Source organism: Enterococcus sp. LJL120, from assembly GCF_054871765.1.
Genome location: NZ_JBTXLV010000004.1, coordinates 118,273 through 140,888, shown reverse-complemented (window position 1 = coordinate 140,888; position 22,616 = coordinate 118,273). Strand labels below are relative to the sequence as shown.

Annotated in this window: 20 protein-coding genes; 16 read left to right on the top strand and 4 right to left on the bottom strand. The window is 40.2% G+C overall.

Going from position 1 to position 22,616, the window contains the following annotated elements; genetic code table 11:
* Window positions 1-4 precede the first annotated feature (4 nt).
* Entirely contained in the window at window positions 5-2,143 is a 2,139-nt protein-coding gene (locus ACYSNU_RS08145; protein ID WP_461736681.1) for an LTA synthase family protein, read from the top strand.
* Window positions 2,144-2,285: 142 nt separating this feature from the next.
* On the opposite strand, the gene ACYSNU_RS08140 is transcribed toward ACYSNU_RS08145, so the two are convergent.
* The 3 genes from ACYSNU_RS08140 to lexA all read right to left on the bottom strand — a co-directional run bounded on the left by ACYSNU_RS08140 (window position 2,286) and on the right by lexA (window position 4,663).
* Window positions 2,286-3,479, bottom strand: a complete 1,194-nt coding sequence (locus ACYSNU_RS08140; protein WP_461736680.1) for a peptidoglycan-binding protein — start codon at window positions 3,477-3,479, stop codon at window positions 2,286-2,288.
* Window positions 3,480-3,720: 241 nt separating this feature from the next.
* Window positions 3,721-3,924 carry a hypothetical protein gene (locus ACYSNU_RS08135; protein WP_461736679.1) on the bottom strand — a complete coding sequence of 68 codons (204 nt, stop codon included), beginning with the start codon at window positions 3,922-3,924 and terminating at the stop codon, window positions 3,721-3,723.
* A gap of 115 nt (window positions 3,925-4,039) precedes the next feature.
* The gene (gene lexA / locus ACYSNU_RS08130) at window positions 4,040-4,663 is read right to left on the bottom strand and encodes a transcriptional repressor LexA (protein WP_461736678.1); all 624 of its coding nucleotides are present in this window, start codon (window positions 4,661-4,663) and stop codon (window positions 4,040-4,042) included.
* 158 nt (window positions 4,664-4,821) lie between these two features.
* Here lexA and ACYSNU_RS08125 point away from each other — a divergent pair, with 158 nt between their 5' ends.
* The 15 genes from ACYSNU_RS08125 (at window position 4,822) to nth (ending at window position 20,317) form a co-directional block, all read left to right on the top strand.
* Window positions 4,822-5,061: a DUF896 family protein gene (locus tag ACYSNU_RS08125; protein ID WP_461736677.1), complete on the top strand. Its 240-nt coding sequence runs from the start codon at window positions 4,822-4,824 to the stop codon at window positions 5,059-5,061.
* A 111-nt stretch (window positions 5,062-5,172) separates the two neighbouring features.
* Window positions 5,173-7,158, top strand: a complete 1,986-nt coding sequence (tkt, locus tag ACYSNU_RS08120; RefSeq protein ID WP_461736676.1) for a transketolase — start codon at window positions 5,173-5,175, stop codon at window positions 7,156-7,158.
* A gap of 123 nt (window positions 7,159-7,281) precedes the next feature.
* Complete coding sequence (gene cysK / locus ACYSNU_RS08115; RefSeq protein ID WP_461736675.1) at window positions 7,282-8,211, top strand: cysteine synthase A; 930 nt, start codon at window positions 7,282-7,284, stop codon at window positions 8,209-8,211.
* A gap of 118 nt (window positions 8,212-8,329) precedes the next feature.
* A complete protein-coding gene (locus ACYSNU_RS08110; protein ID WP_461736674.1) occupies window positions 8,330-8,998 on the top strand; it encodes a response regulator transcription factor in 669 nt (222 codons plus the stop codon).
* Window positions 8,989-10,092 (top strand): sensor histidine kinase, encoded by a 1,104-nt coding sequence (locus tag ACYSNU_RS08105; protein ID WP_461736673.1) that lies wholly within the window; start codon window positions 8,989-8,991, stop codon window positions 10,090-10,092. The genes ACYSNU_RS08110 and ACYSNU_RS08105 overlap by 10 nt, the downstream gene beginning before the upstream one ends.
* Window positions 10,093-10,318: 226 nt before the next feature.
* A complete protein-coding gene (locus ACYSNU_RS08100) occupies window positions 10,319-11,593 on the top strand; it encodes an ABC transporter permease (RefSeq protein ID WP_461736672.1) in 1,275 nt (424 codons plus the stop codon).
* Window positions 11,590-12,270 carry an ATP-binding cassette domain-containing protein gene (locus ACYSNU_RS08095; protein WP_461736671.1) on the top strand — a complete coding sequence of 227 codons (681 nt, stop codon included), beginning with the start codon at window positions 11,590-11,592 and terminating at the stop codon, window positions 12,268-12,270. Before ACYSNU_RS08100 ends, ACYSNU_RS08095 begins: the two co-directional genes overlap by 4 nt.
* Before the next feature lie 15 nt (window positions 12,271-12,285).
* Complete coding sequence (locus ACYSNU_RS08090) at window positions 12,286-13,773, top strand: FtsX-like permease family protein (RefSeq protein WP_461736670.1); 1,488 nt, start codon at window positions 12,286-12,288, stop codon at window positions 13,771-13,773.
* A gap of 41 nt (window positions 13,774-13,814) precedes the next feature.
* On the top strand, window positions 13,815-14,489 hold the full coding sequence (locus ACYSNU_RS08085; RefSeq protein WP_265457638.1) for an ABC transporter ATP-binding protein: 675 nt from the start codon (window positions 13,815-13,817) through the stop codon (window positions 14,487-14,489).
* Complete coding sequence (locus tag ACYSNU_RS08080) at window positions 14,482-16,101, top strand: PASTA domain-containing protein (protein WP_461736669.1); 1,620 nt, start codon at window positions 14,482-14,484, stop codon at window positions 16,099-16,101. Before ACYSNU_RS08085 ends, ACYSNU_RS08080 begins: the two co-directional genes overlap by 8 nt.
* Before the next feature lie 151 nt (window positions 16,102-16,252).
* On the top strand, window positions 16,253-16,684 hold the full coding sequence (gene perR, locus ACYSNU_RS08075) for a peroxide-responsive transcriptional repressor PerR (protein ID WP_265457634.1): 432 nt from the start codon (window positions 16,253-16,255) through the stop codon (window positions 16,682-16,684).
* A 17-nt stretch (window positions 16,685-16,701) separates the two neighbouring features.
* Window positions 16,702-17,079: a RidA family protein gene (locus tag ACYSNU_RS08070; protein WP_461736668.1), complete on the top strand. Its 378-nt coding sequence runs from the start codon at window positions 16,702-16,704 to the stop codon at window positions 17,077-17,079.
* A gap of 313 nt (window positions 17,080-17,392) precedes the next feature.
* On the top strand, window positions 17,393-18,763 hold the full coding sequence (locus ACYSNU_RS08065) for an FAD-dependent oxidoreductase (protein ID WP_461736667.1): 1,371 nt from the start codon (window positions 17,393-17,395) through the stop codon (window positions 18,761-18,763).
* 206 nt (window positions 18,764-18,969) lie between these two features.
* Window positions 18,970-19,680 (top strand): DnaD domain-containing protein, encoded by a 711-nt coding sequence (locus ACYSNU_RS08060; RefSeq protein ID WP_461736666.1) that lies wholly within the window; start codon window positions 18,970-18,972, stop codon window positions 19,678-19,680.
* Complete coding sequence (gene nth, locus ACYSNU_RS08055; protein WP_461736665.1) at window positions 19,673-20,317, top strand: endonuclease III; 645 nt, start codon at window positions 19,673-19,675, stop codon at window positions 20,315-20,317. The genes ACYSNU_RS08060 and nth overlap by 8 nt, the downstream gene beginning before the upstream one ends.
* A 55-nt stretch (window positions 20,318-20,372) precedes the next feature.
* On the opposite strand, the gene ACYSNU_RS08050 is transcribed toward nth, so the two are convergent.
* The gene (locus ACYSNU_RS08050) at window positions 20,373-22,616 is read right to left on the bottom strand and encodes a PBP1A family penicillin-binding protein (protein WP_461736664.1); all 2,244 of its coding nucleotides are present in this window, start codon (window positions 22,614-22,616) and stop codon (window positions 20,373-20,375) included.

Here is a 22,616-nt window from a genome sequence, read left to right as displayed (position 1 = left end):
TGTTATGAAGAAGAAACTAGCAACAATTTTTCCATTGTCTCGTGGAAAGTACATTATCTTATTGGCTGGATTGCTGTGGCTTAAATCAATTTTTGCATATCTCGTGGACTTTAAACTCAGTTATGATGAAGTGTATCAATATTTAATCCTCTTAGTAAATCCCCTTGGATCGATTGTTTTATTACTAGGATTAACCCTCTTTATTAAACGCAAGTCGGCCTTTGCCATCACCAGCATGGTGGTTTATACCTTGATGAATGCGTTGATTGTCTTTAATGTATTGTACTTTAGAGAGTATACGGATTTTATAACGATTAATACGGTTCTAGGCTTTGGCAAAGTTGCCAGTGGGTTAGGGGAGAGTGCTCTACAGCTATTTCGCCCTTATGACCTGATTTATTTAGCCGATTATGTTATTTTGATTATCTTGTTTATCCGCAAAAAAGTGGACTTCAGTGAAGTGCGTTTGCCAAAACGCAAAGCAGTTGCTAGCTTGGCTTTGTCGGCCATCTTGTTGAGTGTCAATTTATTTACAGCAGAAATCTTCCGCCCAGGCTTATTGACTAGAACTTTTTCTAGAGAATATATTGTGAAGTTTTTAGGACTGAATGCTTTTGTTGTTTATGACGGAGTAGAGACTTATAATACCAACCAAGTGCGGGCCGAAGCTAGTGCAACTGACTTGGATTCAGTTGAAGAATATGTCAGCGATCATTATGCCGCACCTGACACAGAAATGTTTGGCACCGCTGAAGGTAAAAATGTGATTGTGATTCATTTAGAAAGCTTCCAACAATTTCTGATTGATTACAGTTTGGTGGATGAAGATGGCGTCGCTCATGAGGTGACCCCTTTCTTAAATAGTTTATATCACAGCAATAGCACCTATAGCTTTAGTAATTTCTTTAATCAAGTTAGTGCTGGGCGGACAAGTGATGCGGAAACACTGATGGAAAATTCACTGTTTGGTTTAAGCGAAGGCTCGCTCTTTACTAAATTGGGGAGTGAAAATACTTTCCAAGCAGCTCCGGCAATCTTAGATCAGACGCAAGGTTATACATCGGCTGTGTTCCATGGAAATTCCGGAAGCTTTTGGAATCGTAACGAAACCTATAAACAATTTGGTTATGATTATTTCTTTGATTCTTCTTATTATGATGTGACGGATGAAAATTCTTTCCAATATGGTTTGATGGATAAGCCATTTTTAAGCCAGTCGATTCAATATTTGGAGCATTTGCAACAACCGTTTTATGCGAAGTTCATCACCGTTTCTAATCACTATCCTTATAATAATTTAACTGGTGATGACGTTGGCTTCCCGTTAGCGACTACTTCTGATGATACAATCAACGGTTACTTTGCAACAGCAAATTATCTTGATTCAGCGATTGAAGAATTTTTCAATTATTTAAAAGAATCAGGCTTGTATGACAATTCGATTATTGTTTTATATGGCGACCACTATGGTATCTCAAACTCCCGTAATACCGATCTTGCGCCATTACTTGGTCAAGACAGTGCCACATGGGATGATTTTGATAACACACAAATGCAACGGGTACCCTATATGATTCATGTTCCTGGTGCAACGGATGGTTATGTAAATGACACATACGGTGGCGAAGTAGATGCCTTACCAACACTTCTGCATTTGTTAGGTGTGGATACTTCCAGCTATCTGCAACTAGGACAAGATTTGTTCTCTGCAGACAATCAACAATTAGTCGCCTTTAGAAATGGGAACTTTATTACACCGGATTATACTTATGTTAACGAAACAATTTATGATAATACTACTGGCTTAGCCATTGAAGAGCCTTCTGAAGAGCTCCTTGCACAAATCGAAACGTGGAAGGAAGAAGTCAATTTACAATTGACGACTTCTGATGAGATTAATAACGGTGATTTACTACGCTTCTACACGGATAGTGGCCTAACTGCAGTTGATTCTTCTGATTACAATTATCTAAACCAAACTCAGCAATTAAGCGACATTGAAGCGGAGTTGGGGGATGCATCAACCAGCTTGTACAGTCAAAACAATGACATTTCCACCGTTGATTTATTCAAAATTGAATCTTACCAAGAAGAAGCGACTGGTACTAGCACGACTAATTCGACTGCTGAGACCAGTAATTAAATTAGTTTAACATTTAAAACAGGAACTGAATTCACTAAATTAAAGTGAGTTCGGTTCCTGTTTTTTTTCGTGAAAAATAAAAAACCAAACCAATCGGAAAAAATTCCTCAATGGTTTGGTTTCTAGTTTGTGTGCTTAAAGATTAATTATTCATTGCTGCTTCAGCTGCTTCGATAATTGCTGATAAGTAACCAGCAGAATCAGAGAAGGTAGCACCAGTGACAACATCCGCTGGGCTGTCGTCTTCACTTAAACCTTCTAATTCAGTAACTGCTGCTTTTAGTTCATCAATTGTTTTGCCTTTAGCAAATTCATCAATTGCTTCAACGTTTTCCATCCAAGTTTGAGTTGCGCCACCGCTTGAAGCCATCATTTCAGAATAAGCTTCGTTGTTTGCAAATTTAGAAGCTAAAACTTGACCATCTGCAACACCTTCGCCAAAAGTAGCGTCAGAGTTTGGTACGCCGCCGTAAGAAGCAGGATCTGAATATTGGAATTCATCGACAAAGGTATTGGCAACAACATCGCCATCCATCGCAACAGTTACCACTGCAAATGAACGATCTCCGTGAGGTGCAGCCAGAACCATTGCTTCACTTAAATCAGTATTGCTAGTTTCAATTCCTGTTGAAACCATACCTTTAGTTGCTGTGTCGACAATTGCTTGCAAGTAACCCGCTGTATCGGCAAAGGTTGCGCCCGTTACAACATCAGCTACTTCGCTGCCGCCAGTTAATTCATCAATTGATGTTTGAATTTCTGCTGCTGTTTTACCAGCTACGAAATCGGTGATGGCTTCCATGTTGTCTTTCCAAGTTAAAGTAGCACCAGACTCAGCCATCATTTCAGAATAGGCTTCGTTGTTTTCTTCTTTACCAGCTAAAATAGTTCCTTCTGGATAAGATTCACCAAAAGTTGCATCTGAGTTAGGCACGCCAGTCCAAGTACCAGAGCCGTCGTCTTCAATATATTGGAACTCATCCATGCGGGCGGAGATAATTGTGTCGCCATCCATTGTTACGTTTGTAATGGCAAAGGCGCGATCTCCGTGGGGTGCAGTATACAATTGACGCATGTAAATTGTACCCGCTGCTGGAATTTCTTGTGTTTCACCAATTTCTGAACCATCAGAAATCCAGATAGTTCCGGCTTCGCTTTCGCTAGCACCAGATGTAGCATCGCTAGAAGCTTCAGTTGCTTCCTTGCTTGATGCGGTTGTTGATTCTACGGTTGAAGAAGCACTAGTTGAATATTCCAACGTGTCTTCGTCTGCCTGACAAGCTGCTAGTGTCAGCACAGAAAATAAAGTAATGCTAGTTAATAGCACTTTTTTCATAATGATACCCCCAAAAATAAAATAGAATAAAAAAAATATTATGCTAGTTAATTATATCACAAAATAACAAAAGACCAAGCTTAAAATGTGTTAGCTTTGATTAGTCTTTTCTAATTTTTTTCTAGCTAAATCATGAGAATTTCTTTTAGAAAGTATTTTTTGAAGGAGAGAGAAATAACAGGCTTTGAAAATCAAAAAAGTCTGCAACTGCAGACTTTTTCAAAAATATTTTAGAGAATCCTTACTGATAGTAATGGGGATAATACTCATCTTTTTTTGCTTGTTTACGTTTTTGTGCACGATATTTTTTTTCATCCCACAAAATAAACCAGATAATAAACAACGGAGCTACTATTAAAATGGCATTTTCCATACCAAGATTACCGACGAACATTCCAACAACTAAAATCAACAAGACTAACCCAAAGCGACGAATTGCAATCATGTTATTCACCTCATTTTTAATATACGAACAAATGTTTGTATTTGTATTATACGAACTTTTGTTCGATTTGTAAAGAAAAAAATAAAGCCATTTTTAAATGACTTTATTTTGCCTTCTAATAGATATGATCGCGATACAGGCTGACAACTTTTCCTAAGATGGCAACATCAGCTAAAATGATTGGAGCCAATTTATCATTTTCTGGTTGTAGTCTGATATGATCGGTTTCTTTAAAAAATCTTTTACAGGTCGCTTCATCTTCATCAGTCATTGCAATGACAATGTCGCCGTTTTGTGCGGTGCTTTGCTTGCGGACAATCACAAAATCGCCATCAAAAATACCCGCATTAATCATCGACTCACCACGAATCGTCAACATAAACAACGAACCTTCTTCATTTGATAAATTCGGTGGAATCGGGAAGAAATCGGTCGCTTCTTCGACTGCTAAAATCGGCTCGCCGGCAGTTACAATCCCCAGCATTGGGATGGTCTCACTGCGAATGCCTAATTTTTCCAGTCCTCGCTGCGTTAATTCAATCGCCCGTGGTTTTGTTGGGTCACGCTGCAATAAACCTTTTTTTTCTAGTCGTGATAAATGACCATGGACAGTTGATGTCGAGGAGAGGTTAACCGCCTCGCCAATTTCCCGGACCGTTGGCGGGTATCCTTTAGCTGTGACACGATCATGAATATATTGCAGGACTTCTAACTGGCGACTCTCTGTTCGCTTAGCCATTGTCGCACCTTCTTTCTATAATAACCAAAGTTTACCATAGCTTTTTAGCTAAATCAAACGTTTGTTCGCTATTTTGTCATTAGCAAAATAATTGCTTGGCTTTCAGTTGTAAATCTTTAGAGTTTTTACTATGATAAACAAAGAGAGGAGCTGGTAATATGCTTTCAGAAGAAAAAATTAATCGAATTAACGAATTGGCTCGCAAGAAAAAAGCTGAAGGGCTGAATGAAGCCGAATCAAAAGAACAAAAAAATTTGCGGGAAGAGTACCTAAAAGCTTTTCGTTCTGGCATGAAACATCATATAGAAGGAATGAAAGTCGTCGATCCTGAGGGAACTGATGTCACTCCGGAAAAATTGAAACAGATTCAAAAAGAAAAGGGTCTGCACAATCGCTGATTAATTTCAGTAAAAAAAACTAAAAAAAGTTTGCTTGATAAAATAGAATCGGTTACAATAAAAATAGAATAAAAGTAAAATAAACCAAAACCAAAAAACGGAGGGATTCTTTTGTTTGATACAATCGACCAACTAGGTGTAAATGCAATTCGTACTTTGAGTATTGACGCAATCCAAAAAGCTAATTCAGGACATCCAGGTTTACCAATGGGAGCTGCCCCAATGGCTTATACATTGTGGACCAAACATTTAAAAATTAATCCAGCAACTTCAACAAACTGGGTAGATCGCGATCGTTTTGTCTTGTCTGCCGGTCATGGCTCTGCAATGTTGTACAGCTTATTGCACCTTGCCGGTTATAAAGTTTCGATTGATGATTTGAAAAATTTCCGTCAATGGAATAGCTTAACGCCAGGACATCCAGAAATTCATCATACAGATGGCGTTGAAGTGACAACGGGTCCTTTAGGGCAAGGAATTGCAATGTCCGTTGGGATGGCAATGGCAGAAGCTCATTTGGGAGCTACTTACAACCGAGAAAGTTTTAACGTGATGGATCATTACACATTTGCATTGTGTGGCGATGGGGACTTGATGGAGGGCGTGTCTCAAGAAGCAAGTTCTTTAGCAGGTCATTTAAAACTTGGTAAATTAGTTGTCTTGTATGATTCAAATGATATTTCTCTTGATGGTCCAACCAGCAAAGCCTTTACTGAAAGTGTTAAAGGTCGTTATGAAGCTTACGGTTGGCAATATATTCGTGTAGAAAATGGCAATGATTTAGATGCTATCAACAAAGCGATTGAAGAAGCGAAGGCTGAAACAGATAAGCCTACTTTAATCGAAGTCAAAACAATTATTGGTTTTGGTTCACCAAAAGAAGGCACCTCTGCTGTTCACGGTGCGCCTTTAGGTCAAGAAGGCATTGACATGGCTAAAACAGTTTACGGTTGGGATGCACCCGCATTCACAGTTCCTGATGAAGTAACTGCTCGTTACCAAGAAGCGATTGGCGACCGGGGAGCTAAAGCGGAAGCTGAATGGGATGAAATGTTTAAAAATTACAAACATGCTTACCCAGATTTAGCAGCGCAATTTGAAGCAGCTTTTGCCGGTCAATATCCTGAAAATTGGGAAGCTGCATTACCAAGCTATGAAGTTGGCACAAGTCAAGCCAGCCGCGTTTCCAGCAAAGAAATTATCCAAGCAATTTCAAAAGAAGTGCCAAGTTTCTGGGGTGGTTCTGCTGATTTATCTGCTTCTAACAACACGATGGTCGCAGCTGAAAAAGAATTTCAACCTGGCCAATACGAAGGCCGCAACATTTGGTTTGGTGTGCGGGAATTTGCGATGGCAGCAGCTATGAACGGAATTCAAGTCCACGGTGGTACCAAAGTTTACGGCGGAACATTCTTTGTTTTCGTTGATTACCTGCGTCCAGCGCTGAGATTGTCAGCTATTCAAAAAACACCAGTAGTTTATGTGTTAACCCATGATTCTGTGGCAGTTGGTGAAGATGGCCCGACCCATGAGCCTGTTGAACAATTGGCAAGTGTTCGTTCTATGCCAAACGTGCAAGTGATTCGGCCAGCCGATGGCAATGAAACAGTTGCCGCATGGAAAATTGCTATGAAGACAACTGACAAACCAACTGTCTTAGTTTTAAGTCGTCAAAACTTGCCAGTTATTGAAGGCACAAAGGAACACGCTGATGAAAATGTTCAAAAGGGCGGCTATGTGATTTCTGCTCAAAAAGGCGCAACACCTGAAGGCATTTTAATTGCGACTGGTTCTGAAGTAAACTTAGCTATCGAGGCCCAAGCTGAATTAGCTAAAGCTGGTAAAGATGTTTCAGTTGTCAGCCTGCCAAGCTTTGATTTATTTGAAGCGCAAGATGCCGCCTACAAAGAAAGTGTCTTGCCAAAAGCAGTCACTAATCGTTTAGCAATTGAAGCTGCTTCTCCATTTGGTTGGGACCGTTATGCGAAGGCTTCTGTTACAATCAATCACTTCGGCGCATCTGCACCTGGTGATAAAGTCTTAGCCGAATTTGGTTTCACTGTTGAAAATGTTGTTGCTCGCTTCAACGAACTATAAAAAAACTTTTACCGTTTGCCAAAACTAGGCAAACGGTTTTTTTGAGTTGAATTGCTTTAAAAAAAAGCAATTCTTCGCTATGATTGTTTGTACAAACAGGTTAGCTGAAAGGAAGTAACGTATATGTCAAAAATTTATTCATCGATTACCGAGTTAATTGGCAAGACACCGATTGTAAAATTAAATAGAGTTGTCCCTCAAGATGCAGCGGAAGTTTACGTTAAGCTGGAATTTTTTAATCCCGGCAGCAGCGTAAAGGACCGGATCGCTTTAAGCATGGTGGAACAAGCGGAAGCGGATGGCCGTTTAACGCCTGGCACGACTATTATCGAACCAACTTCTGGAAACACTGGTATTGGTTTAGCGATGGTGGGAGCAGCCAAAGGATATCCAGTTAAAATTGTAATGCCTGATACGATGAGTATTGAACGCCGCAAGCTGATGCAAGCTTATGGAGCAGAATTAATTTTAACACCGGGTGCAGAAGGTATGAAGGGTGCGATTGCGACAGCAACTGAATTAGCAGAAGCGAACGGTTACTTTATGCCCTTGCAATTTGACAATGAAGCCAATCCGGAAATTCATCAAAAAACAACAGGTCCTGAAATTGTCGAAGCTTTTGGCGATGCTGGCGTGGATGCTTTTATTTCCGGTGTTGGAACCGGCGGCACTGTGACTGGTGCTGGTCATGAGCTGAAAAAAGTTTATCCGAATATTCAGGTCTATGCAGTGGAACCGACTGAATCACCAGTTCTTGAAGGCGGCCAACCTGGTCCCCACAAAATTCAAGGTATTGGAGCTGGCTTTGTTCCCAAAGTGTTGGATACTAAAGTCTATGATGGTGTCTTGGCGGTTTCCAGTGACGATGCGATGGCAATGGCCCGCAAAGTCGGACAAGAAGAAGGAATTCTAGTTGGAATTTCTTCAGGTGCGGCAATTTTTGCGGCTATTGAAAAAGCGAAAGAGCTGGGTGCTGGCAAAAAAGTTGTCGTGATTGTACCTGATAATGGCGAACGTTACTTGTCGACAGCCCTCTATCAATTCGAAGATTAAATAATTCATTTAAAAGCAAAGGTGCTCGCAGCTTTGCTTTTTTTTATGAAAAGGCTAATAATTTTCCTGCTTTTCTGTTTTAATAGTAATGAAGACACGAGGCAGTGGAGGAAAATTTATGCGGGTTTTAATCATCGAGGACAATCAAAAGTTGGCAGACTCAGTTAAAGTGGGTCTTGAAAAAGAAGGCATTTCAGTAGATTTAGCTTATACCGGCGTTCAAGGAGAAGAAAAAGCCTACATCACGGATTACGATGTCATTTTATTAGATTTGAATTTGCCAGATAAAGACGGCTTAGAAATTTTGGAGTTTCTCCGTTCAGAAGGAATTCAAACACCAATTATCATCGGTTCAGCCCGTGACGAAATCAGCGACCGCGCATTAGGCTTAAATATTGGAGCAGATGACTATCTGGTGAAACCCTACGATTTAATCGAATTAATTGCCCGCTTGCGGGCGGTGGTCCGCAGGTTCCAAGGCCGCAGCAACCCCACTATTATCATTCGCGATTTGGAAATAAATCCAATTCGGCATGAGCTACTTTTAAAAGGGAAAAGGGTCAAGTTAAAACCAAAGGAATTTGATATTTTACAGTTTATCGCTGAAAAACATCCCGCCGTGGTTTCTCTAGAGGAAATTGCAGAGCATGTCTACGATGAAAACTTCGACCCTTTTTCTTCGGTTTTACGGGTCCATTTAGCCCGCTTAAAAAAACAATTAAAGGAAAGCGGCGGCGAAGAAGTGCTCTTGACGATTCGTTCCAAGGGGTATCGTTTATGGGAATAAAACGCAATATTAATTTTTGGCTGCGCCTGTTAATCAGTGCGCTGGCTATTAGTTTAGGTATCGTTTTTTTAATCGTCTTTATTCTTTGGATTACCGATTTTCAGCACGTACTGCTTGATTATTACGGGCAAACGCAGTTTCAAACCCAATCGAATACCCAGTATTTTAGCAACGATGCGTCTTCTTTCAGCTATGATTATAGTTTTCAACCGAGGACGACAATCAGTGGAACACAGCTAAATACCCTGATTTTGCGAGAATTATTTAATCGCTTAGGCCTCTTGTTTCTCTTACTTTTTTTAATTAGCTTTAGTTTGTTGGTACTTTTTTGGCGCTTATTTGAAGGCTACCATCGCAAAAAAACTTTGCGGATGATAGAAAACTTAAAACAAGTGGAAACTTTAGCTGATTATCAAGGAGATGACAGCCAAGAGGTGCAAAGGGTGTTACACGAGCTGCAGGAATCTTACAGTCAGCGTTATGAAAATTTTCGGCGGCTTAACAGTTATCTAGCCCACGATCAAAAAAATACGATTGCGATTATTAAAACCCGCTTAGCCCAAAGTACAGAATTTCAAGAGGAAGCGGTGCTGCTAGATTACTTGACCCATTCTGTCGATGATATTTTAACGCTTTCCAGCAGTGAAACTGAGACCACGGAATTTGTCGATGTTGCCTTGTTAGCAGCAGAGGTCTGTGATGCTTATAAAAAAGTGTATCCTCAATTGAGTTTTGAATTTTCTGAGATTGCTGAGACGACTATTTTAGCCAAAAATCGCTGGATTTACCGTGCTCTAGCTAATCTAATTGATAATGCGATTAAATATGGTGAAAATCAAAAAATTGAAGTTTCCGTCAGCCGCCAGTATCAAAATGTCGTGGTGGCAGTAAAAGATCAGGGGATTGGCTTGACAGAAACAGAGCAGGAAAATATTTTTAAAGAGTCTTATCGGGTCAGAGGGTTGAAATCCGATGGCTACGGTATTGGACTAGCTGTCGTCAGTCATGTATGTGATCTTTGCCAAGGCTATGTTTTTGTCGACAGTCAAGCCAAAAAAGGGTCCACCTTCTACATGAGTTTCCCCCTTGCTTAGTGGGGTCAGTGTATAAAAATAAAATTAAATCAGATAATAATTTAACTATGACAAACTTTTTAGTCGAGGAATTTTCTAGCAGGCTTTTTTAAAAAGGCCGCTAGGGATCTTCGGCTGAAGGGTTTGTCATTTTCTTTTACAATATTTTTTTATTTACTGGATAAAAAAGAGTTAACAAAAAATTAACAAAGTTTTTGGTATGATAAAAAAACGAAGGGAGGTTGTCATGCAGATGGTAAAAGATTTTTTTAAACGAAAAAAAATTCTGCTGTTTCTGCTGCTGGCCCTCACCGTATGTTTTTCAATTGAACTATTTTTATTGAGTGGTCAACAAAAATTTCAACGAACCGCTCATCAAGTGGAAAACCACTATCGTTCGCAGGTTAGTCTAAATCAAGTCTACTACGAGGATGATACGACGGGATATGAGTACAAACCGCTATTTCTTTCAGATATTCGCAAATTTGGCAGTTCAAATTATGTTAATTATTACACAATTCGCGGCACAGCCTTTTTGATAGCAGAGGATTTAAAAATACCTGAATCGGATTACTCAACAACCACTGAAGAAACTCCCTACATCAATCTGACGTTTATTAAAAAATCACAATTCAGCGGAAATTTAGAAAAGAAATTAGTTGCCGGAAAGTTGCCGGAAAAAAATCATGAATGTTTAATCGGCAAGGAATTAGCGGACTTAAATAATTTGAAAGTCGGTGATAGCATCAAAGGATTGATGCCAAATAATCAATCCGCTAGTTTAACAATCAGCGGTATTGTCTCAGAGACGCTTTTTGATTTTCCAGAAATCATGCTGACTGTTGACGGGGCCGAGGCCATGTTTAAAGCGGATCCGACGGCTGTCTATTGGGAGGCGAATTATACCCTAAAAGATCAGACGATGTTGCGGCAGTTTGAAGCGCAGCTGCGGCATTGGGGCTTACCAATTGATTACGAACTCTATACGAATCGGGAGTTCGGGGATTTATTGGCTGAACCTTTAAGGGAAGCGCAAAATCAATTTCAAACCGTCTTAATCTTATTTAGCGCTCTCAGTTTAATTTTGTTAGGAATCGGCATGATGCTTGTCCTAAAGCGCCGCAAACAGCGAGTCATCTATCAGCTGGTGATTGGCTTTAGCAAAATTGATTTAATCAAAAAGGCACTATTAGAATGCGGTGGCACTGTCGCTGTCAGCGGAGTCTTAGCCTATCTGTTAAATTTAAAATTCAGTCCTGCCGTTGGACAGCTTTTCTTAAGTTGGCAGGAAAATCAGCTAGGATTAAATGTTGAAAATGTCTTAACCGAGCTTGGCCTTGATAATATTGATGCCGCAGAAGTTTTGGGGACTGTCAGCAATCTAACAATTCAGCCACAGGTCAGCTGGCTGTTAATCGGTCTATTATTCAGCTACTTTTTGGTTCTTTTGGTACCGCTCATCTATCAGATCAGACAGTTGGATTTGCGGAGGATTTTAAAGGAGGGAGGACGAGGGCTATGACCTTAGTTTTAGATCACGGAACACTCTATGCACAAAATCAGGAGCGGCCACTTTTGGAAAATCTCAATTTTAGTTTTGAGAAGGGAAAAGTCTATTTTGTCTATGGCACTCAGCCACAGGAAAAAACGATGTTGGCGGCGACGATGGCAGGTTTAGTTCAATTTGACAAAGGCGGTCTAAAATTTGCTGGCCAATTGTTGACCCGTAAACAATTGACTTATTATCGTAAGCAGCAAGTCGGCTTGATTTTGCGAGAGTATAACTTCCTGCCGTTTGAAAGTCCTTTGACCAATTTATTGTATTATTGTCGGTTAACCGATAAAAAGGTGACACCAGCAGATTGTTTGGCCCGGTTAAAAAAAGTCGGCATTGAAAAAGAAACCAGCAAGCTGCCGTTAGAAAAATTAGATTTGATTACACAAAAGAAATATGAGTTAGCCAAGGCAGTTGGTCGCAATCCTGAGATATTTGTTGCAGACGGATTATTGGAGGACCTTGATAGTTATACCGAGCGTTTATTTTTGAACTTTTTGGATTATCTAGCCAAAGAACTGGCAATTTGTGTGGTTGTGATGGTTAGTCAACAGCATTTAAATCATTTTCCCGATGTTGTCTTAGGACTCAATCGTGGGAAGTTGAATTTTATTAAAGCTAAGGAAACTATTTTGAAGGGATAATTGGGGGGAATTGAAATGAATTTTATACAACGTGCATTAGCGAGTGTCACCCGGCGTAAAGGCAAGTCTTTGATTTTATTTTTAGTAATTTTTATTTTAGGGAATGTGATTGCCGGAGCGATTGCCATTCAGCAGTCAACAGCCAATGTTGAAAAGAAAATGAAAAATGATTTAGGCGCTACCGCCACCGCTGAGATTGATCCGGAATTTGACTGGGAAACCAGTGAAGCGCCAGAGAACTTATCGGAGGAAACCATTCAAGAAATCGGCAACTTATCCTATGTGAAGGAATATGATTATAGTGTCCGCGCCTATATCAACACGGCTAATTTTAAAACCATGCAGCCTGATTATGGAGATGAAGGAGGCGTTGTCTATGGCAATTCAGAGCAGCCACAGCTAGAATTAGTCGGAACCAATTTGGAAACCCCGCTAAGCTTTTCTGATAAAATTGTCGATTTAGTTGATGGCCGTTATTTTACCGCTGAAGAGATTGCCAATGGTGCTCAGGTCGGCATCTTTTCTAAAAAAGTTTCCGAAGAGAACGGCTTTAGCGTAGGAGATCAAGTCGTTGTCGATTCGCAAAATTATATTTATTCGGAAACAGAAGAAAGTACCTATGAAAAAGGCATCGATTTTCCAGTTGAAGTCATCGGCATTTTTGATCCGCAGGTGATTGAGACAAAACAAGAAGACAGCGAACAAGGCAATCAACAATTTTTTGATCAAGTTTATGTGGAGGCTACTCAGTTTAATTCCGTTTATATGCCAAACCGAGCAGTTCAGGAAATTAATGTCCAATATTGGCGCAGTCAGTTTGAAGCTGATCCAGATCTTTACGGTGGCGAGTTCGACGAAGAAGAAACAAATCAATTTTATGCGACACCAAATTATCAATTGAATTCACCTGAGGATGTTGAGGCCTTCCGTCAAGAGGCCGAAACATTGTTGCCAAGTGCTTATATTATTCGCGCTTCGACAGATACCTATGATGAAGTCGGCGGCAGCATGAAGAAATTATCGCAAATCTCTGGTTATGTTGTGATTGTCGCGGTGATTGCCACCTTGGTGATTATCTCACTAGTGGTTGTCTTGTTCTTAAGAGACCGTAAGCATGAGCTGGGGATTTACCTGGCAATCGGCGAACATCGCCGCAATGTTGTGCTCCAGATTTTGATTGAACTTTTAATTATCAGCATCATTGCAATGGGACTTTCATTAGTCACGGGGAATTTTTTAGGCGGCAGTCTTTCAGAATCTCTGCTGCAAAGTGACATGTTAGCTTCCAATGGCAATAATATGGATAATATGAGTTATTATTATGATGTCTTTACCAACAATCCATCATTAACGGCAGATCAGATTCAAAATGCTTATGAAGTGACTTTCTCAATGGGCTACATTGTTACCTTTATCGTAACAGGACTTTTAACGGTCTTTGCTTCAGCTCTGTTGCCATTGATTTATATTTTACGCTTAAATCCTAAGAAAATTATGATGTAATTGGATTTAACGACTTGTAAAAAAGAGAGGATGGAAAGCAAATGGCCTTATTAAAAACAGAAAAATTAGAATATTTTTATCAAGATGGTGATCGGCGCAGACGGATTTTAAAGGAAACCTCCGTCAGCTTTGATAAAGGTAAATTTTATACGATTTTAGGACAATCTGGTTCCGGGAAAACAACCTTTTTATCTTTAATTGCGGCCCTTGACGAACCAAAGGCCGGCAAAATTTTATTTGAAGGCAAGGACATTAAAAAAATCGGCTATGAACAATATCGGCGGGATAATATCAGCATCGTCTTTCAAAGTTATAATTTAGTTCCTTATTTAACTGCGATGGAAAATGTCTTAGTGGCGATGTCGATTACCGACAATCAGCTACCGGACAATCATCAAGAAATTGCCTATAATCTTTTAGATTATATTGGCATTGACCGAACGAAGGCTGATCGTAAGGTCAATCAGCTCTCCGGGGGAGAACAGCAGCGGGTGGCGATTGCCCGGGCGTTGTCTACGAATGTCGATATTATTTTAGCAGATGAGCCGACAGGAAATCTTGATGAAGAGATGGAGCTGGAAATTGTTGAAATTTTTAAAGAGCTGGCTAGAGATCATGGCAAATGTGTCATTGTCGTGACCCACTCCAATGATATTGCCAATCAGGCAGATCAAACTTTTTATCTGAAAAAAGGCGAGCTAAAGGCTTATGAGTGATTTTCTATCCAACTTCAACAAGGAGAATTATCAAAAGCGTGAGCCCCGCGAAAACAAAGATAAGGGGCCGAAAAAAGACGCTTTAGAACAAAATTCGCCTAACAATTCGACAGAACAAAAGCAGCCAGCAACTGTCGAAAAGAAAGAAAAGGTTGTTGAAGAAGCCGAAAGTTCTAAAGTTCCCGATTCAGCTGTGACACCTGCTGAAACTCCAATGCATCACAGAAAAAGAAGTAAAGAAAATCAGAAAAAGACAAATGAGAAAACCAATCATAAAACCAAAGACCAGTCGGTTGATCAAGACGTAACTGGACAACGAAGCCCGAAGAAAAAAAAGTCTTTCTTTAAAAAGAAGAACAAAGAAGCTCAAGAAGAGCCGACAATCTTAGCCGACGGTAGCGAATTTGATCCCACTTATAAGCGAAAAAAAATTATTCGCTGGTCGATTATCGGGGCAATTCTAGCGATTGTGGTAGCATTAGGTGGCTTTGGCTACTATCAAATGAACCATGTGCAGCTGCCTGATTTTACCGGTGAATCCTTAGGGGATGCTAGAAGCTGGTTGACGGAAAATAATCTGCAGATTGAAGTAATTCAAGAGTATGATGATTCGGTCGCTATCAACCAGGTGATTAAACAATCACCTAACACGGCTAAAAAAGTTAAAAAGGGTTCGGTGGTGACAATTACTGCCAGTAAAGGTCCTGATCCAGATGCGGTAATTTCCATGCCAGATTTTATGACCATGAGCAAAGCGGCAGCAGAAGAATGGAAGGAACAAAATCAGGCCAGTAATTTTTCAATCATTGAAGAATACAGTGACACCGTTGAAAAAGATCAGCCGCTGCGGTTAGAATTTGGCAATAAAGAAACCACTAGAGAGACCTATCAGCGCAAAGAAATGGCCAAGTTGTATATTTCTAGAGGCAAAGAAGTTTTTGAAAAAAATATTACGATGCCTGACTTTACCAATAAGTTGAAAAGTGAGGTCGAGAGCTGGGCCAAAACCAATGAAATTTCAGTGACCTATGAAGAGCGAGCTAACAACGAGGTGGAAGCTGGGGCAATCATTGAACAAAGTGTACCTAAGGATGAAAAAGTTGCCAAAAGAGATGCTCTGACAGTTGCAGTTTCTCTAGGCAAGGCCATCATTGTGCCGAATTTTGGAGACTATACAGCGGAAGAAGCAACTTCGGCTAGTGCCGATTTACTTGTACTCGTTAAGACAGTTTATTCAGACAGTGCGACATACGGAAAACTGATTTCTCAAAGTGTCCCTGCCGGAACGGAATTAACCGCCAACAGCAATACGCAAGTTGAGGCAATTTACTCATTAGGCCGTCCTTATATTAAAGATTTGCGGGGCACGATGGTCGAAGGTGATTTGCCGAAGTATTTCTTTGATGAATACCAATCAAAAGGGGCTCAGATTACGTCTCAGGTCCGTTATGTCGATTCTGCTGAAACTAAAGGCACCGTTGTCGGAATGAGCGTCTTTAATCAATATTTGGCGATGACGGATTCAGTGACTTTTGATATCAGCAAAGGTAATCTGACAGCGCCACAAAATTATCAGTCAGATGACTTAGATGACGCTGCAGCATTTGAATAATTTCAGCCAATAATCTTTTTGTGGTCAAAACTTAAAGATTATTGGTTTTTTTATGATTAAACTGATTAGTAGTTTACAAACATGCTAAAAAACCTTACAATAAAGCTAATAAAAGGGTTACAAACAAAACTATAGAAAAGGAGGGTAACGAATGGAAAACGAAATGGTCAAAGATGCCATTAGTAAGTTAAAAGAAGCTAACATTCGTATTACACCTCAGCGGTATGCCGTACTGGAGTATCTAGTCGAATATCATACTCATCCGACTGCTGACGAAATTTATCGTGCATTAGAAAGCCGTTTTCCTAACATGAGTGTGGCAACTGTTTACAATAATTTAAGAATGTTAACAGAATTAGGACTCGTACAGGAAATGAAATACGGAGATGCCTCTAGTCGTTTTGATTTTAGTACCCATCGACATTATCACGCCATCTGTCAAAACTGTGGTAAAATTGCGGATTTCCATTATCCAAGTCTGGATGATGTGGAGATTGCAGCGGGCCGTTTGACAGGGTTTGATATTCAAGATCATCGGTTAGAAGTTTATGGTATTTGTCCTGAATGCCAAGAAAAAATGTAGAAGAATAGAGGTCTCTGATGAAAATTATTCAAACTGATCAAGCACCAAAAGCGATTGGTCCATATGTTCAAGGTAAAGTGGTGAATGGTTTTCTTTTTGCTTCCGGTCAAGTACCTTTGGATCCTGAGAGCGGTGCAGTAGTGGGGACCACTATTAGCGAACAGACCACGCAAGTCTTAAAAAATATTGCAGCGATTTTAAAAGCGGCAGACACTGATTTTAATAATATTGTGAAGACGACCTGCTTTTTAAAAAATATGGAAGATTTTGCCGCCTTTAACGAAGTTTATGCGACTGCCTTTCAAGCCGACTTACCAGCACGTTCAGCGGTTGAGGTAGCTCGACTGCCAAAGGATGTCCTAGTGGAAATCGAAATCATTGCAGCCGTGAAATAAAAATAACTCTAATGAAAGTTCAAAGTTTCAATCACCTTTGATTGGAACTTTGAACTTTTTTGAATTGGCAATTAAAGAAACTTTAAATATATTTTCACTTTTGTTTTCCGAAAATTTATTGAACAAGAATGATTTTCAATTAAAAATTTATCTTCACTGTCAGAAAGCCTTTTGAAAAAAGCTTTCTTTTGAAAATTCATTTCATTACCAATTAGAATAAGTATTGTGAAATCACAAGCAAAAAACTGTTTCTTAAGGCGGTCCTTTGATATATTCAAAATGTACCAAAAACTTATCCGAAGGAAGGTCTCAAATGAAAGTAGTTGTAATTGGCTGTACCCATGCCGGCACAGCAGCAGTAAAAAATATTTTAGCAACAGAGCCAAACGCAGAAGTGATTGTTTACGAAAGAAACGATAATATTTCTTTCTTATCTTGTGGAATCGCCCTTTATGTCGGCGGTGTTGTCAAAGATCCAGCGGGGTTGTTTTATTCAAACCCTGAAGAATTAGCGGGCCTTGGCGCCACTGTAAATATGGAACACAATGTGACAAGTGTTGATGTTACTGAGAAAAAAATTGTCGCTGAAGATTTGAAAACTGGCACGAGTGAAACCGTTGCTTACGATAAATTAGTATTAACAACCGGTTCTTGGCCGATTATTCCGCCAATTCCTGGCATTGATTCAGAAAACATCTTGTTGTGTAAAAATTATAATCAAGCTAATGAAATCATCGCAAAATCCCATGATGCTAAAAAAGTAGTTATCGTAGGTGGTGGTTATATTGGGATTGAATTGGTTGAAGCTTTTGCTGAATCTGGTAAAGAAGTAACTCTAATCGATGGCTTAAGCCGCATTTTAAATAAATATCTTGATCAGCCCTTTACTGATATCTTAGAGGAAGATTTAAAAGAGCGGGGTGTTACCTTAGCTTTAGGCGAAAATGTCGCTTCCTTTGAGGCGGATGAAGCCGGCAAAGTTAAGATGGTGAAAACTGCCAGTCAAAGTTTTGACGCTGACATGGTGATTTTATGTGTTGGCTTTATGCCAAATAATGAATTAGTTAAAGATCAATTGGAAACTATGCCAAATGGTGCTTTGAAGGTAAATGACTACATGCAAACCAGCCATCCAGATGTTTTTGCGGCTGGTGACTCTGCAGTTGTTCATTATAATCCAACTGGTGAATTGGCTTACATTCCATTGGCAACCAATGCGGTACGTCAAGGAATGATTGTCGGTAAAAACATTAAACAAAATCAACTCCGCTACCGGGGAACGCAAGGAACTTCTGGGTTGTACTTGTTTGGCTGGAACATCGGCTCGACTGGCTTAACCAAAGAAAGTGCTCGCCTGCAAGGCGTTGAGGTCGATTCAATTATTGTCGATGATAATTATCGTCCAGAATTTATGCCAACAACTGAAAAAGTTTTCATGGAGCTGGTTTGGGAAAAAGGCACCAACCGAATTGTTGGAGGTCAATTATTGTCTAAATATGATATTACACAATCTGCTAATACCTTATCAGTAGTTGTGCAAAATAAAATGACCTTAGAAGATTTGGCTTTACAGGACTTCTTCTTCCAACCGCATTTCGATCGTCCTTGGAACTATTTAAACATTTTAGCTCAAGCGGCTTTAGAACAAGCCAACGGCAATCTGCGGAACGATTCCTCCATCTAATTTAATTACATGAATAGCTGTGGTATCAGTTTACAAAAATTTCTTAGAAGGCCTGCTGAAAATAGCAGATTTTCTGAATTTCCTTTTGAATTTAAAAACTTCAATAGGAAAGAAAATGGATTTTTGTTAAAAGCTGAGACCACAGCTTTTTTTGCTGAAAAAAACCGATGATTTTAGTATACTTGTAAAAGAAGCGGGGGAACAAGATGAGCAAATTAAAAGATTACTATCGGGATGATGGGGTTTACATCCCGAATTTATTATTAAATAATTACCAGAAGCTGTTAATTTCTCCAGAGGAAATGATGCTGTGGATTCATTTAGCAGGAAAACAACGAACGGGTGATTTTTTTCCGGATTTAAGCCAGATTGCCGAGACGATGGGCATTCCTCAAGAGCGGGTCTTTTTATTATTGAATCAGCTAGTGGGAAAAAAAATGATTGAAATCATTACCACCGATGATGCCAACGGCCGTAGCAGCGATCAATATGATTTAAGCTTGATTTTTGACCGGTTAGAGGAAAATCTTGCACAGCAGGCAGATATCATAAAAGAACAGGCCGAAGAATCAAAGGTTGCCGGAATTTATCAGAGTTTTGAAGAGGAGTTTGGCCGTCCTTTATCACCAATTGAGTACCAAAGAATTGGCCAGTGGCTGGAAGAAGATTCCTATCAGCCTGAATTGATTCAGCTGGCGTTAAGGGAAGCCGTTTTAAATCAGGCGTATAATTTAAATTATGTTGATCGGATTTTATTGGCTTGGCAGAAAAAAAATATTACCACCAAAGCGCAAGTCCAACAAGAACAGCAACGGCGTAAAGATGCTTTGTTAAAAAAGGAAGCACCAGAATTAAGTAGAGAACCGTTACCTAAGGTCAGTCTCTACAATTGGTTAAAGGAGGAGCCTCGTGATTAGTAAAGAAAAAACTCAGTGGGCCTTAGCACAAATGTACCAAATGTTTCCTGATGCATACGGAGAATTGGTTCATCGCAATCCCTTTGAACTATTGATTGCGGTTATTTTAAGTGCTCAGGCAACCGATGTTTCGGTCAATAAAGTCACACCACAGCTTTTTGCAGCCTATCCGACTCCTGAAGCTTTAGCGGCAGCTCCTTTAGAAGATATTATTGAAAAAATAAAATCGATTGGCTTGTATCGTAATAAGGCTAAAAATATCAAAGCCTGCGCCCAGCAATTGTTGGATAATTTTAATGGGCAAGTGCCGCAAACTAGAGAGGAATTGACTTCTCTAGCCGGTGTAGGTCGTAAGACGGCCAATGTTGTGATGGGAGATGCCTTTGGAATTCCCGCAATTGCCGTGGATACACACGTTGAACGAGTGTCAAAGCGCTTGAGAATCTGCAAGCTGGATGCCAATGTTTTACAAGTAGAAGAAACTTTGATGAAAAAAATTCCCAAAACAGATTGGGTTAAAGCTCATCATACGATGATTTTCTTTGGCCGGTATCACTGCTTAGCCCGTAGTCCTAAATGTAATCACTGCCCTTTGTTGAGTATTTGTCAAGAGGGAAAAGAGCGCATGAAAAAATAAAAGGAGCCACAGTCATGAGTTTTTAACTTGTGACTGTGGCTCCTTTTAAATTCAATTAAGCTGCTGGTTGTTCAGAACTGCTAGTTGCCGGTTGGCTATCTTGGGTTTGACTAGAACTACTAGTTGGCGTTTCTTCACTGGAGCTCGGTGGTGTTTCTTCTGAGCTGCTCGGCGGCGTTTCTTCAACACTGCTAGACGAGCTAGAAGAACTTGAAGAGCTAGACGAGCTGCTAGAGGAAGAACTACTGTAAGAACTTGATGAAGAGGCGTCGGTTGTGTAGCCATCTAAATAAAGTTCACCGTTAATTCGACTGACACCATCAGGCATTACCCAGTCTTGATTTTCCACGCTGCCGGCTAGATAAGACATTAATTCTCGATAAACAGAACTGGCAACAGAAGTTCCATTTGAAAGAACTGGTGTTAAGCGGTCGTTATAGCCAGTCCAAACGGCTAATGAATAGCTTCTCGTATAACCGACAAAATTACTATCTGGCACGGCACCGTAAGTCGTTGTGCTGTTCAAGTTGGCGTAGTCACCATCTTCATAATTTGAAGTTCCCGTTTTTCCTGCTTGATACAAGCCACTGATGGCCGCATTGGTACCAGTTCCCATACTGATAACATCTTTTAACATGTCGGTAATCATATAGGCGGTTGTTTCCGACATTGCTTGGCTGCCTGTTGAGGCAAAGCTTTGTTCCGTTCCATCGGAAAAGACAACTCGATTGATATAACTTGGCTGGTAATAAGTTCCACCATTAGCAAAAGCTGCATAAGCTGCTGCTAATTTTTCCGAAGAAATACCATAAGTGGTCGTGCCATCAGTGTCGGTATTACTAGAGATTGAGTTTGCATCAACAATTGGATTATACTGAATGCCTAAGCCGCTTAAAAAGGCAGCGGCATCTTCCTGGCCAACATCTTCAAAGACTTGAGCGGCCACTGTATTACGGGAGAGATAAAGTGCCCGGCGAATACTCATTGTACCTAAATAGGTTCTGTCGGCATTATTGACAGCATCATCTGTCCCCGGCCAATCATAAGCCTTATCTTGATAAGTTTTAGCGGTTGAATAATGTAAATTTTCAATCGCTGGCGCATAATCAGTAATTGGTTTAACTGTTGAGCCGACATCACGGGTGACATTGACTGCTAAATTTTGACCAAGTGAAACATCTTCAGAAATATTGCGGCCGCCGATTTGAGCAACCACATTGCCGGTATTGACATCAACCAAAGTTGCGGCGACTTGCATGTCGGCATCAGGATAAGAAACATAATCTTCTGAATTGACGATATCATAAAGCCGTTGCTGCGCATCCATATTAATATTTGTATAGATTTCCAAACCGTCATTGTAAACGTCTAAACCGGCTTCTTCGGCTTGATTTAAAACTTCAACCAAATAAGGATCGATTAAGCGGGCCTCAGTATTATCATTGGTTTGAGCTACAATTCCGTCATTAATATCTGTCGCCACCGCTGCATCATAATCAGACTGACTGATGGTGTCATTGTTCAGCATGGCGCTTAATACAATATCCCGGCGTTCTTTAGCGGCTTCTGGATTTGTATACGGGTCATAGGCGCTCGGAGCATTGGGTAAGCCTGCGAGTAAAGCAGTTTGAGCTAAAGTTAAATCAGCTAAAGTCTTATTGTAATAAGACTGAGCCGCAGTTGCCATGCCATAAACACCATTGCCCATATAAACTTTATTGATGTAATAGGTTAAAATTTCTTGTTTAGAAACTTCCCGTTCCAATTCGATTGACATCCAGGCTTCTTGAATTTTTCTTTTTAAAGTCTGGTCTGAGGCATCCGTTGAGAAAAAGGAAAGTTTAATCAACTGCTGAGTTAGGGTAGAGCCACCCTGCAGCCCTGAGTCACTAGTTAAGTTGCTAACGGCGGCCCCGGCAATCCGAATAGGGTCAACCCCGATATGATCGTAAAAGCGACGATCTTCGACGGATACGATGGCATCTGTTAACTGCTGCGGCACATCGGTTGCTGTAACTTTTTCCCTCTGTTCGCTGCCTAAGTCTAAAACTAAATTACCACTGCCATCAAAAATTTGTGTGGACTGGATAGAATCGATTTCGCTTAAATCTAATTCAGGAGCGTCCTTGGCGTAATACCAAAAAACACCCGCTCCTGTAAGTCCGCCGACAATCAGCAGGGCAAACAAGACAAGGAAAATTCGCAATAGCACTTTTCCGAAGGTCAATTTTTTCTTAGGTTTCTTGTCCGGCTGCTGCTGCTTTTGAAATTCAGCTCGAGACATTGGTTGATCTGACAT